Below are 12,900 nucleotides of genomic sequence, written 5' to 3'. Positions count from 1 at the left end.
AAAAGAAATAAATATATGAACATATGTTCATATATTTATGGGCAATTCAATGGAGCATACCTGTACAGATAGAGAATCAATATCGAAAATGACACATGCACTTCCTTCTGAAGAGGAACTTTCAAGGACATGCGATATTCTCAGTGCCCTGCAGTCTGAAACTCGTCTGAAGATATTGTATCTCCTTTCAGAGAGAGGACTATGTGTCAAGGAACTTGAGATGGCACTTGGAGTATCCCAGCCCGCCATATCCCACAGTCTCAGAACACTCCGACAGTTAAACCTTGTGAAAGTTAGAAAAGAAGGCAGGTTTGCAGTCTATCATCTTGCGGACGATCATGTACGCATTTTCCTTGATATGTGCAGGCAGCACGTGGGAGAATGTAAATAATGCCAGCCTCCGAAACGATCTGGCTTGCAATATCAGGAATTGCCCTTGAGTCATGGAATCTCTTCCTTGAAATGGCTCCCTACCTGTTCCTGGGATTCACCGTTGCAGGGCTACTTCATGTATTCGTGCCGGAAGGACAGATTATAAAATACCTGGGCAGTTCTGCAGGAAAGATAAGATCAGCCCTGAACGCTACACTGATGGGAATACCCATCCCCCTTTGCTCATGCGGAGTAGTCCCGACTGCCCTCTCACTCCAGAAAAGAGGAGCTACAAAAGGTGCAACGCTTTCATTCCTGATCTCCACTCCCGAGACAGGCGTTGACTCAATTGCAATAACCTATGCCCTGCTTGATCCGATAATGACGATTTTCCGTCCTCTGGCAACACTTATAACCGCCCTGTCAGCAGGAATTGCAGAGAATTTTCTAGGTAGGGAGAAAAACACTTCTCCCGTAACCAAAGCTGCTGAAAAGGAAGTAGAAGTGAGTAAAAACGTACTCATGATTCAGCCAGCCGCCACATGCAGTGACAGTTCATGTTCCTGCCAGCCATCTCTCGGGGAAGAAAAAGAACTCTCGAGTAAAGAGCGTCTGATTGATGGTATCAGATATGCATATGTCGAACTGCCCGGAGACATATCAAAATGGCTCTTATTCGGTATTCTGGTTGCAGGCATTATCTCTTATGCAATACCCTATGAACTTGTAGAAACCTACCTTGGAGGAGGAATTGCTTCAATGTTTGTGATGCTGCTTGTAGGTATTCCTCTGTACATCTGTGCGACCGCTTCAACCCCACTGGCGGCTGCTCTCATTGCAAAAGGAATGAGCCCCGGAACTGCTTTTGTATTTCTGCTTGCAGGACCAGCTACCAATGCAGCAACAATAACAATGGTAACAAAGTTCCTGGGAAAAAGAAGCGTCACAATTTATCTTACAACTATAGCCGTATGTTCAGTAACATTCGGGCTGATTCTTGACTTTATATATTTCACACTTGGAATAGAAGCAGTATCTATAGTAGGCAGCGCAAGTGAAATCTTGCCAGTTCAGGTAAAAACAGCATTTGCACTGCTCCTGATACCATTGATGATCTACGGAATATATAAACATTGAGACGAAAGCATAAAGGCAGATTCAAGGCTATTCCTTATGTAATTCCTTTGATAATTTTTCTGCCATTTTCTCTTTGAATTCGTCTACTTCAAAATCAACATCATGCATTGTAGAGTGTCCATCAGCCTCTGCTTCATCAGTGCTGACTTCCGGTGGTATAGCCACTATTTTCCCAAGGTTCCCGTTTTTGTTAACCCGGTCTTTTCCCCAAGTAAAATCATTTTTCTCAGCCATTGTGACACCACAAACATAATCAGATCATTATAAGTGAAACAACTAATGATATATGTCTTTTCTAACTATATACGTTTTTTGACATACATCTAATAAAATCATTAGGCAACTGAAATTTATTTATTTTTAAGATTGCTTTTTCCGATCAACACTTCAGTGGACTTCACTATTGCAAAAACATCATCTCCTGGTTTTATGTCGAGTCTTTCGACGGCTTCGGAGGTGATGATAGATGTAAGGGATGAGGGTTCTATTTCAATACTTATTTTTGAAACCAGGCCTTCTTTTTCCACTTTTGTTACTTTACCGGGAATCTTATTGCGCGCTGAGAGTTTCAACCCGATGTTTTCCCATGAACCTTCGTCTTTCATTGTTTCATCGACGAATTTCTTATGAAGCTCATACTCACGGATTAACTTTCTTCCCTCATCAGTGAGAAAAGTACCCTGTTCTTTTCCTCCACGAACAGTCCTGACAACATCCTTGCCAACTCTTTCATTCATGGTGTTAAGCACGTTCCAGGCATGCTTATAGGAGATCTCCATTTTCTGGCAGGCCTTCCTCAAGGACCTTTCCTCGTCAATCGCTTTGAGCAGGGCAACTTTGCCTGCCCCAATTATCGGCTTTCCATCTTCAGCCAGCCAGACCTTTGTTTTAGTTTCCACACTTTCACCTAACAGTAAATTTCACATCAAGTCATCTTCTTCAAAGATAAATAACTCATCAATGCTCGTTTGCAGGCATCTTGCAACTTTGTAGGCAAGTTTTAGTGAAGGGTTATATTTCCCTTTTTCCAAAAAACCTATGGTTTCCCTCCTGACACCGACCTCGTTAGCGAGATCTCCCTGGGTCATGTCATATCTGGCTCTAAGTTCCTTTATTCTGGTCTTCATCTTTTACTCCGGGGAGATTGCCTATTCCACATCCCCTTTCCTGAAAAGGTACCATTGGAACCCTTTTGCCGTCAGCACCATTACAAAGAGCAGAATTCCAAGTATCTGGCTGACATTGAACCGAACAAGTCCGAAGAGATCGACCCAGAACAACAGAGTCACTAGAACCAATGTGGCAATCCAGGAATATGAAAGCCCGTAAGAACCTAGCTTGACTGTCCTCTCATCCTTCAACGTACCACCTCTGCTGCGTCTTCTACCTCTGACAAAAGTCACGAAGATTATAATGCTTCCTGCGTTTACGAGGGCCAGTGATAGTTCCTGATTTTTCTCAAAGAACGCCAGCATAGCCACTCCGGACATTATCAGGAGAAGAGCTATTGAATATGCTAGTTTTGAATATCTTTCCAGTTTTTCCATAGATTTCACCATATGTAATTCTAACATAATGTTAGATATCAATAATAATATGTTATATATATCTAACATTTGCTATTTAAAATCATCTGTTGGGATAGAACCCGGAAAGCTATTTATCCGGTAATTACCCCATAATAACCTGGATAACGATAGCGCATACAGTTGCGACTAATCAGGGAAGGGGAAATGATGAAAATCAATGTTATATTTTACAGCCTTTTCGGGCATAATTACAAAATGGCCGAAGCAGTTGCAGAGGGTGCAAGGGAAGTCGAAGGTGCGGAAGTAGGACTCTATCAGGTTCAGGAAACCTTTACTCCCGAAATACTCGAGAAGATGGGAGCTACGGAATCAAAAAAGATGTTTAGCCACATTCCGGTTGCAACAGTCGACAATCTGGAAGAAGCAGATGCCATAATCTTTGGTACTCCCACAAGGTTCGGAATGATGATTGCACAGATGCGTGCTTTCCTTGACAGGACAGGAGGAATCTGGGTAAAAGGAGCACTCATCGGCAAGGTCGGCAGTGTTTTCACATCCAGTGCTACACAGCACGGAGGCCAGGAATCCACCATCCTGAACTTTCACACAACCCTGCTGCACCACGGAATGATAATCGTAGGCGTACCCTATTCGGAAGAAAGACAATCCATTCTCACAGAGATCACAGGAGGCAGCCCCTATGGAGCTTCAACCATTGCCGGCAACGGCCCAGATACCAGACAGCCAAGCGAGAATGAGCTGGGTATTGCACGGTTCCAGGGGAAGCATGTTGCGGAGATTACAAAAAAATTAGTAGGATAATAAGACTTGATTTGCTGGTTCCGCCAGAATCTGCAACATTAACTCATTTTATTTATACATTTTTGACTTTGATGATTTAATTTTTTTGCGTCTAGACATTTCATAGTTCAACTGATGATCATAACGAATAAATAAAAAATAAAATATCCTATACATATTACAGTCTGAAATAATGCATTCACTAAATGGAAAAATAAAGGTATGCGTAAAACAAATTATTTGTTGATTGCTATTGTTATCTTGATTGTGGGAGCTTCGCTTGCAACTGCATCAAGTGTAATGTACAACAGTAGTCCAGATGCATTTCCGAAAATAGCAAAAATATCAAAATATGAACTTGCAAACTGTACTGATCCTGCAAGTCCTATATATGACCCTGCTGTCCTGAAAGCTTACGGAAAGGTTCCCGATATTCAAAATGCAAGCCATTTGAATGAATTTACTTCTAAATTGAGGAATATCAGGGATGAATCATGGGATGAAACAAACTTTTACCCGAATGGATCTGTCATCCAGTATGGATCCAGTCCAACTCGTGGATACTTTTGGATAGAGCTATATGATGATGGCAGAAAAGAAATAACATATTCACAAATTTACCTCAATGAGATATACAGCATTGTAGAAAGATATGCACTTGAAAATGGTATTGAGGATGTGCCTGTAGTATTTACTCTTACAAATCAAACTTCAATGATAGGTTTTACAGAATTTCCTTTCTACTTTTATGATATTGATAATGAAACAAAGAAAGAGATTCATAAGCCTAAACAGGAACAAAAAACCTATGAAACTAGGAATCAGACATTGCTAGATTCAAAAATTGGTAGCAAGCAGACACCTGCATTGGGAATATGGGAAAGTCTGTCTATGATTTTTGGCGTTATCCTGATTCAAATCAAGAAAATACAGTGAAGTATGAATTTTCCCGAATAATTGCTCTTGGTTCTACAGTGCAAATTGATATTAGAAGAAAATGGAACATAGAATTTCATATATTTCTCTTTTAGAATCAAACCTCATCAATCAACTTAAGTTCGAACATCTTTGAAGCTTAAGCAAGGTATATACCCTCGTGTTCCTTACATTCTATCACGAACATTATTCCTGATCTGATGTCGGGTGTGGTAGAAAAATGAAGATTAAACAAACCAGGTTAAAATCACTGTTACTTTGTATATTGATACTATTCTCCCTGTTCTCAGGGTGTATCGGAAATGATACCGAAAACGGAGAACTCTCTTCTAATCAGGCCGAGCCCTGTACTGGGCAGTTTGCAGATTCAGGTGACGAATTCTTCATACTCGCCCCAAAGATGCTCTACTCAGGAGGAGAGAGCTCGGTCACAATGGCAGCCTTTGAAGACGGGGAGCCAGTAAGCAGGTGTATCGAGTATACATTAACAGACGAGAATCACAATGAAATACCACTTGCAGAGGTTTCCACATCCGAATCAGGTAATTCAGTCGCCTCCTTTGAAGTACCGGATGTTGAAGAAGGACGCTATGTACTCACTGCAAAACCTGCAGGATATGAACGTAATTTTACAGCCACGGTAGAAGTGGTAAAAAACAATCCACTTTTTATCGAGACTGACAAGCCCATATACAAACCGGGCCAGACAGTACATGGCAGAGTTCTTTCACTGAACAACAACCTTGTGCCGGTCGAGCAGGATATAACCCTTGAAATAACAGACGCTAAAGGAATCAAGGTATTCAAGGAAGAGCTAAGATCAAATGAATACGGTGTAGCTTCCTTCGACATGCCACTTGCCTCTGAACTTAATCTGGGCACATGGAAAATAATCGCAACAGCAGGAGAATCAATGTCCAATGTTGATATCCAGGTGGACAAATATGTGTTGCCAAAATTCGATGTATCCCTCAGCACACCACAGGAATGGTTCCTTGTATCTGACAAGATTACGGGTACTGTCTCTGCAAACTACTTCTTCGGTAAGGATGTGGAAGGAGAAGTACTTGTTGAAGCTTTACGCTATGTAGGGGAATGGGAGCAGTACGCGACATTTAACGGAAAACTTGAGGAAGGTTCAGTTGAATTCGAACTTCCAGCCGTGGAATACGCTGCAGGTACATACGGTGCCGGGGGTCAGGCAAGCCTGATGCTCAATGTTACTGTCACAGATACAGGCAACCACAGCGAGACAAGTAACAAATTATTAACCGTTGCCAGCTCCCCCCTGGTATTGCAATTGATACCGGAGTCTAATTACGTAAAGCCGGGCATGCCTCTCCAGGTGCTTGTGGTTACGAAAGATCCCGGCGGAAATCCTGTGGATACTAAAGTAACAATCAACGCAAACTTCCAAGATGAGTCCTACCACGAAACACAAGAGGAAGATACCATATCGACCAGCAACGGTGTTGTACTTGTTACATATGAAATACCCGAATCAACTGCATCAGTTCACCTTAATGCCTGGGCAGATGAAGCATCTGTCTATAAAGAGATGGGGGCTGTTTACTCACCAAGTGCAAGCTTTATTCACATAAGCCAGACCAGTGAAGGAGTTCCCGAGGTGGGGGATACGATTTCCTTCAGAGTCTACTCCACAAATGCCGGAACCGTGTTCTATGATGTATTTGCCAACGGCAGGACAGTCTATTCGGCAACGAGCAGCGAGCAAGACATCAGTATCCCTGTGACGCCACAGATGAGCCCTCAGGCCAAGATTGTGGCGTACACTATCAATCCCAATAGTGAGGTTTCCGTGGATGCGCTGCCCTTTGATGTGCAGTTCTCCACGCAGATAGACCTTTCCAGTTCCTTTGACAGCGAATCAGTGGAACCGGGAACTGATGTTACCGTTGACTTTGATGCAGGCAGTAAATCCATGATTGGCTTTTCCATCGTTGACGAGTCGGTATATGCACTAAGCGAGGGCAGGCTCAACCTCAAACAGGTGTTTGATGAACTTGAAAGACGCTTCATGGAACCGCAGGCAGAATCCCATCCTGTATGGTATCAGGAGGGAGCACATGAAATACTTGAAAATTCAGGTGTTACCGTCATGGCATCCCCTGGAATCAATGTTCCGAAATCTCCCACCAGATATGAACTTGATGGAGGAGTTAATGTCTTCGGGAAAGGAATGGCTGTTGACGACATGGTGATGGAAGCAGCGGTTCCCGAAATGGCCATGGACGTTGATGAAGAAGTTATGGAAGAAGAAACTTTTCAGGGAGGTGCGGAGCCCCTTGCAGAAGTGGAAAGGGTACGCCAGTTATTCCCTGAAACATGGGTCTGGATGCCGGATTTACTTACAGATGACAGCGGGCTTGCCAGTCTTGACCTGACAGCACCCGACAGTATCACAACATGGAGACTACATGCAGTGTCATCTGGCCCGGAGGGCATCGGTATTTCCGAATCAAGCCTGACAGTGTTTCAGGACTTCTTTATAGACCCCGACCTGCCATATGCTGTAACCCGGGGGGAAGAATTCCCTGTACAGGTGCAGGTCTACAATTATCTTGACAGGGAACAGAAAGTAAGGATTACACTCTCAGGTGCAGACTGGTTTGAAATTGTTGGTGGCGATGTGCAGGAAGTACCTGTAGAAGCAAATAGTGTTGCCCATGCAAGCTTTACTATCCGCCCGACAGAAGTTGGAAAGCAGTTGATCGAGATCACCGGACAGACTACGGAAAAAGCTGATGCGGTCCGCAAAGATATCATCATCGAACCGGAAGGCGCAACCAGGGAGATTGTGGACAACGGAGTGCTGAAGAATAATTCTGTGGAACTTGATCCGACCCTTCCGGGAGATATTGTCCCGGATTCAGGCAAGGTACTTGTGAGCTTTACTCCGAGCATAGTAGCCCAGACCATAAACGGTGTGGATAACCTGCTTGGTATGCCATACGGGTGTGGAGAGCAAAACATGATGCTCTTCTCTACTGATGTTGAGGTGCTGCGCTACCTTGAAGCCACAGGACAGGATAACCCTGAACTGAAGGCAAAGGCTGAAATGTACATCGTCACAGGTTACCAGCGAGAGCTTACATACAGACACAGTGACGGATCATTTTCCGCATTCGGAGAGAGCGATCCTGAAGGCAGCCTCTGGCTGACAGCCTTCGTATTGTCACAGTTCAGTGGTGCAAGGGACCTGACAACAATTGATGAGAACATCCTTGCAGAATCCTCCGCTTGGATCGAATCACACCAACAACCTGACGGTTCCTGGGAGCCTGTGGGCTTTGTGATACATCAAGATATGATGGGAGGTGTCAGCGGCACCTACGCATTGACAGCGTATGTAACCCTGGCACTTGATGAATACGGCTCTGCCAGCCCCACAGTTATGGCTGATGCCAGAAAGTACCTTGAGGACAATCTTGCAGATCAGGACGATCCATATGCCCTTGCAATCGGTACCCTTGCTCTTCAGAAACTTAACAGCCCATTCGCTGATGAGGCCCTCAACGACCTGCTGGAAATTGCCAAACAGGACGATGACGGAACTTACTGGGGATACGGTGACGGTGCTGTGGAAAGGCCTTATGAGCACGAAGGCTACCACTTTATTGCGCCATCAAGCAAGAACGTGGAGACAACCGCTTATGCAACCCTTGTCTTAATAGAAGGCAAGCATTCCACAGCAAGCTCATCATTGAAGTGGATAGCTGCACAGCGTAACTCCAATGGAGGATTCTCCAGTACCCAGGATACTGTTATGGCATTCAGGGCACTGATGACCGCTGCGGCAAACGCGGGCAGAGATATCGATGCTACGGTTAGCGTGCTTGCAGATGACAAAGAAATCAAGTCCATCAACGTAAATTCTGAAAACTTTGATGTTGTGCAAATCGTGGAAATTCCGGAAAACGCATCGAAGGTAAAGCTTGATCTTGAAGGCACAGGAGAACTGAATTACCAACTTGTCAGGCGCTTCAATGTAATCTTACCTGAAGTCATCGAGCAGAAGGAGATAGAGCTTGACGTGGAGTATGATTCTACTGATGTTGCAGTGAACGATATAGTGACCGTAAACACCCGTCTGAAGTACAATGGAATCCAGGGAATCGATGGCTCAGTAAGTTCCAGCGGAATGATGATAGTGGATATCGCGGTTCCTACCGGATTCACACCCGTTTCATCAAGTCTTGAGTCCCTCAAGGAAGATGGCATGATTACCAGATACGAAATCGCAGGACGCAAAGTAATACTTTACATCGATGATATGCAGCCCGGCGAAGAGATCAGGTTCAACATGCAGGTTAAAGCATTGTTCCCTGTGAAGGCTATAGTATCTGAAAGCAGAGCTTACTCATACTACAACCCGGAGGTCGTTGCTGAGTCAAATGGCACCAATGTAACAATTGCCTGAGGGAGGCAATGCCTCCCAGATTTTTTATTCTACATTGCCATCAACCTAAAAACCACTTCAAGCTTTCAATTCCATAATATGAGATTATTGTAACCACCACGGTCCATAGTAGAATACTCAAACTCATCCACAGGATCACCGAATATTTCCTGGACCCCAAACTAAGAGCAATGAGGGCAGCAAGGTGCGTACCTGTAGCAATGGGTGCTATCATTGCAAGTCCTGGCAAGCCATAGGTATCCCATGTTCGCATTGCTCTTCTTTTTCTTCCTTCAGGCTCCGTATCATTATCATTTAACCGGAATTTTTTCCAGAAAGAACTTAGTGAATCATGAGCAAAAACCAGAAGATAGACTGTTGCCAGATTCCCGGTAGCTGCAAGCACTGCAACAGCCAGAGGGTTCAGGCCAATGGCAACCCCTACCGGAATGACGAGAAGCAGCTCAATCCAGGGAATCGCTGCCAGTATAAACACAAGAACATACGCTACAGACCCCTCGGCATTTTCCAGTACCCCGACTCCAATCATTATTAAATGCTAGTTTTCGAAGGCATATATGCTTTCTTGATAATTGTTACAATAAGCATAAAAAATTCCATCGTCTGTTTTATCTGGTATTGGGATAATGAATATTTCATGTCTGTCGAATACAAGAATATCGTTCCCTGGGGTCGCTCCTTCCAGGAATATATCGACATGTTCAACCTAAGCGATGAGGACTTGGACAGGTCTATTCTTGGATGCGGAGACGGGCCTGCCAGTTTTAACTGTGAAATGACACAAGAAGGAAAAACGGTCGTATCTGTTGATCCGGTCTACAATTTTGACAGGGATATTATTGAAAAAAGAATAGATGAGACCTATACCGAAGTACTTGAGCAGACTAGGGCAAATCAGGATAAGTTTGTATGGGAGAGTATTCCCTCAGTTGAAGAGCTGGGAAAAATACGTATGGAATCCATGAAGCTATTTCTCGATGACTTCGAAGCAGGTAAACTGCATGGACGCTATATAGCAGGGGAGCTACCGGAGTTGCCGTTCATAGATGATTCTTTTGACCTGGTGCTTGTATCACATTTATTGTTCCTGTACTCAGAACAGCTATCTCTTGACTTCCATCTTCAGGCAATGGACGAACTTCTAAGGGTTGCAAGAGAAGTAAGAGTTTTCCCATTGCTTGACCTGAACTCAAGACGCTCTTTGTATGTTGATGAAGTGGTTGATTACCTTTCTGAAAAAGGATATTCTGTCCGTGAGGAGAAGGTGGATTATGAGTTCCAGAAAGGTGGGAACAGGATGTTGAGGATTACAAGAGTATAATGAATGAAGTTTAGAGTTCGTTTAATAAATTCTCTATCAAAGGTTTTGCTTCAGGAATACCTTCTTTCACACTAAGCCATACCACTTCAAGATCCACACCAAAATAAGCATGGATTAACTTGTCCCTAATACCAGCAATGTCTTTCCAGGGAACAGCGGGATACTTCTGCCTTATGTCCTCAGGAACATTCTTCGCAGCCTCTCCTATAATTTCAAGTGCGCGTATCACAGCATATTGTGTCTTGATATCCCCACTGAATTCCTCATAGGTACAATCACTGACAAAGTCCTCTGCTGCATCCATAGCATTGTATATGTCCTGCACATAGTCCTTTATGTCCCGAATTCTAACACCTCAAATAGCTTCAACTTCTCTTAATATGTATTTACCGATGTTAGGTTTCAGTGAATTTTTCATGACAAGATCCACCTTGACTTCTAATTTATCTGAAAGGTAGTTTTCAAGATTTACAAAGCGGAAAAGAGTAGGAGCACTGCTGAACTCTACCAAAACATCAAGATCACTTTCCGGCGAATTTTCTCCGCGCACATAGGACCCAAAAAGACCTATGTAACTTACATTATATTCCTCTTTCAACTCCGGCAACATTTCATGGAGCCTTTGTTTGTAAGTTCCGACATCTTTTTTGGCTGGCATAGTAATCTCAGGAAAGGTCTTTTCTGAGTAATATGTTATTTTCATATGTATAAGTTGCTTGTTGCTTCAATAATTTTTTATTTGTTAAAACTGTCTACTTTATGTTGGAATGCTAGCAAAAAAATGGATAGATTATTTAGACAAGCCATCATGGCCAAACAGAATAGTATTTTATTTTGTTCTACTTATTGCTGTACTTTCAGTATTTGGAGCAGTAATATTGATTTTCAGAGCTCTATTTCCTGATTTCAGTATCTTAAACAATACTATCTACACCCAATACAACACCACACAGCTAAATGACATGGGATTCTTCGATAACGAGCGTTATCTCCTCAGCGCCCTAGTCCAGAGTCTCGCAGCCGTCATCGCATTGGTGATCACACTAAGCCTTGTAGCCGTGCAGCTTGCAGCCCAATCCTATTCCGCAAGGGTCATCGATGTTTACAAAAGAAAACCCGATATGTGGATACTTCTGAGCATCTACATTATTACCATCTTCTACGGACTGGGACTGATTAAGATCATCGGGCTTGGTGTTTTGAGTAATTATACGGAGGGCGCCATTTTCACTGCTTATTTTATGGGGTTCTTTGCTTTCATTTGTCTGGTGCCGTATATGTTGAAGACTCTTGATTTGTTGAAGCCTTCGACTGTGATTAAATTGCTATCAGAAGATATTACAAAAGAAAATATTCTTGAATCATTGAAAATCGATGAAGAAATAGAAGATAGAGACACAATTCAACCAATAATTGACATGATAAATAGGGCTCTCGAAAGAAATGACTATGAAACTGCAAGAAATGGACTCACTTCCATAGCAAATTCAATAATATTTATTTTTAAAAACACTCAATTTGAAAGCGAAGAAGAAGCAAAGTTATCCAATCATATAACTTTACATATTGAAAGATTGGGAATACAAGCCCTAAACAAGCAAAATGAAGACTCTACTTTATCTGCAATTGTTAACCTTGAAAGAATAGGAACCCAAGCATGCAATAACGGTTTTTCAAAGGCTGTGTTGAAGACAATAGATGCACTTGAAATTATAGGCAAAAACATTTCAGAAACAGATTTTGAAAATCTTTTACAACAAAATATAAAAGCTTTAGGAGAAGTAGGGGCTAAAGCTATTAAAAAAAATTATGAAGATGAAGCACAAGCAGCTTTAACAGCACTGATGGACGAGGGGGCAAAAGCAGCTGAAAAAAATCTTGGAAATGCCGCAGCAGAAGCTCTAAAATCAATTGGGTATATGGGGACGAAAGCAGCTGAGAATGAATTAGGAGCAACTTCACAAGTAGCTGCATTCACACTTCAAATTGTAGGAACAGAATCCATCAAAAATGACCTTGATATAGCTGCAATGGTAGCTGCAAGAGAACTCGGAAATGTGGGCATAAAAGCTGCCGAAAATAAACTAAAAACCTCCACAGCAGTAGCTGCAAGAGCACTTGGAGATGTGGGCATAAAAGCCGCTCCAATTAAATTTGGGATAGCTGCAAAGACTGCTACAGAGAAACTTGGAGATGTAGGGGCTAAAGCAGCTGAAAAAGAACTTGAAGAGGCAAAGACTGAAGCAGAGAAAGCACTCAAAGCACTATTGAAGAAAGCTAATGAAAATAAATGGGATATTATTGTCAAACTAAGTACAGAAGGACTTAAAAAAATAGAACAAAAAAGTAGTGAAGATAAATAA

Annotated in this window: 14 protein-coding genes; 7 read left to right on the top strand and 7 right to left on the bottom strand. The window is 42.7% G+C overall.

Going from position 1 to position 12,900, the window contains the following annotated elements:
- Positions 1–37 precede the first annotated feature (37 nt).
- Both V7O62_RS10130 and V7O62_RS10125 read left to right on the top strand, forming a co-directional pair.
- On the top strand, positions 38–391 hold the full coding sequence (locus V7O62_RS10130) for an ArsR/SmtB family transcription factor (protein ID WP_406656207.1): 354 nt from the start codon (positions 38–40) through the stop codon (positions 389–391).
- Positions 391–1,509: an SO_0444 family Cu/Zn efflux transporter gene (locus V7O62_RS10125; protein WP_406656206.1), complete on the top strand. Its 1,119-nt coding sequence runs from the start codon at positions 391–393 to the stop codon at positions 1,507–1,509. The genes V7O62_RS10130 and V7O62_RS10125 overlap by 1 nt, the downstream gene beginning before the upstream one ends.
- A gap of 27 nt (positions 1,510–1,536) precedes the next feature.
- Here V7O62_RS10125 and V7O62_RS10120 read toward each other — a convergent pair whose 3' ends face one another.
- From V7O62_RS10120 to V7O62_RS10105, 4 genes are all read right to left on the bottom strand, one after another.
- Complete coding sequence (locus V7O62_RS10120) at positions 1,537–1,743, bottom strand: hypothetical protein (RefSeq protein WP_406656205.1); 207 nt, start codon at positions 1,741–1,743, stop codon at positions 1,537–1,539.
- Positions 1,744–1,859: 116 nt separating this feature from the next.
- Positions 1,860–2,408, bottom strand: a complete 549-nt coding sequence (locus V7O62_RS10115; protein ID WP_406656204.1) for a TOBE domain-containing protein — start codon at positions 2,406–2,408, stop codon at positions 1,860–1,862.
- Positions 2,409–2,429: 21 nt separating this feature from the next.
- Positions 2,430–2,636, bottom strand: coding sequence for a helix-turn-helix transcriptional regulator (locus tag V7O62_RS10110; protein WP_406656203.1), 207 nt, complete (start codon positions 2,634–2,636; stop codon positions 2,430–2,432).
- Between the two features lie 21 nt (positions 2,637–2,657).
- A complete protein-coding gene (locus V7O62_RS10105; RefSeq protein ID WP_406656202.1) occupies positions 2,658–3,056 on the bottom strand; it encodes a hypothetical protein in 399 nt (132 codons plus the stop codon).
- A 186-nt stretch (positions 3,057–3,242) separates the two neighbouring features.
- Here V7O62_RS10105 and wrbA point away from each other — a divergent pair, with 186 nt between their 5' ends.
- From wrbA to V7O62_RS10090, 3 genes are all read left to right on the top strand, one after another.
- Positions 3,243–3,860 (top strand): NAD(P)H:quinone oxidoreductase, encoded by a 618-nt coding sequence (gene wrbA, locus V7O62_RS10100; RefSeq protein ID WP_406656201.1) that lies wholly within the window; start codon positions 3,243–3,245, stop codon positions 3,858–3,860.
- A 240-nt stretch (positions 3,861–4,100) separates the two neighbouring features.
- Complete coding sequence (locus V7O62_RS10095) at positions 4,101–4,775, top strand: hypothetical protein (protein WP_406656200.1); 675 nt, start codon at positions 4,101–4,103, stop codon at positions 4,773–4,775.
- 220 nt (positions 4,776–4,995) lie between these two features.
- Positions 4,996–9,216, top strand: a complete 4,221-nt coding sequence (locus V7O62_RS10090; RefSeq protein WP_406656199.1) for an alpha-2-macroglobulin family protein — start codon at positions 4,996–4,998, stop codon at positions 9,214–9,216.
- Positions 9,217–9,256: 40 nt separating this feature from the next.
- On the opposite strand, the gene V7O62_RS10085 is transcribed toward V7O62_RS10090, so the two are convergent.
- Entirely contained in the window at positions 9,257–9,745 is a 489-nt protein-coding gene (locus V7O62_RS10085) for a small multi-drug export protein (protein WP_406656198.1), read from the bottom strand.
- A gap of 108 nt (positions 9,746–9,853) precedes the next feature.
- Between V7O62_RS10085 and V7O62_RS10080 the strand changes: the two genes are divergently transcribed.
- Complete coding sequence (locus V7O62_RS10080; RefSeq protein ID WP_406656197.1) at positions 9,854–10,537, top strand: SAM-dependent methyltransferase; 684 nt, start codon at positions 9,854–9,856, stop codon at positions 10,535–10,537.
- Positions 10,538–10,547: 10 nt separating this feature from the next.
- Here the strand turns inward: V7O62_RS10080 and V7O62_RS10075 are convergent, their stop codons facing one another.
- Positions 10,548–10,862, bottom strand: coding sequence for a DUF86 domain-containing protein (locus V7O62_RS10075; RefSeq protein ID WP_406656196.1), 315 nt, complete (start codon positions 10,860–10,862; stop codon positions 10,548–10,550).
- 30 nt (positions 10,863–10,892) lie between these two features.
- Positions 10,893–11,195, bottom strand: coding sequence for a nucleotidyltransferase family protein (locus tag V7O62_RS10070; protein WP_406656195.1), 303 nt, complete (start codon positions 11,193–11,195; stop codon positions 10,893–10,895).
- Between the two features lie 109 nt (positions 11,196–11,304).
- On the opposite strand from V7O62_RS10070, the gene V7O62_RS10065 reads away from it, so the two are divergent.
- On the top strand, positions 11,305–12,900 hold the full coding sequence (locus tag V7O62_RS10065; protein WP_406656194.1) for a DUF2254 family protein: 1,596 nt from the start codon (positions 11,305–11,307) through the stop codon (positions 12,898–12,900).

The organism is Methanolobus sp. ZRKC2 (assembly GCF_045291185.1).
Lineage (GTDB): Archaea > Halobacteriota > Methanosarcinia > Methanosarcinales > Methanosarcinaceae > Methanolobus.
Note: the sequence above shows the minus strand (reverse complement) of the source record. Positions and strands in the feature narration are given on the sequence as shown.